This is a genomic window from Pseudomonas sp. BJa3 (assembly GCF_026343815.1).
Classification (GTDB): domain Bacteria; phylum Pseudomonadota; class Gammaproteobacteria; order Pseudomonadales; family Pseudomonadaceae; genus Aquipseudomonas; species Aquipseudomonas soli.
Map to the genome: position 1 here is coordinate 1 of NZ_JAOXMC010000406.1, position 249 is coordinate 249.

At 69.1% G+C, this 249-nt stretch carries 1 protein-coding gene; it reads right to left on the reverse strand.

Annotated elements, in window-relative coordinates; genetic code table 11:
• On the reverse strand, positions 1 to 249 hold a 249-nt coding region (locus tag OH705_RS28200), incomplete at both ends, for an MFS transporter (RefSeq protein WP_267303568.1).

Below are 249 nucleotides of genomic sequence, written 5' to 3' on the forward strand. Positions count from 1 at the left end.
CCCACCGCCAGGCGCAGCACGAACAGGATCACGAAGCTGCCGGCAAAGCCCATGAAGAACGTCGCCGCCGACCACAGGATCAGCGCGGCCGCGTACAGCACGCGCGGCGACACGCGGTCCACCAGCCAGCCGCCGGGGATCTGCATGGCGGCGTAGGTCCAGCCGAACGCCGACAGGATCAGCCCTTCGTGCACTGTGTCCAGGCCGAACTCGTCCTTGAGCGCGGGCGCGGCGATGGACAGGTTGCTG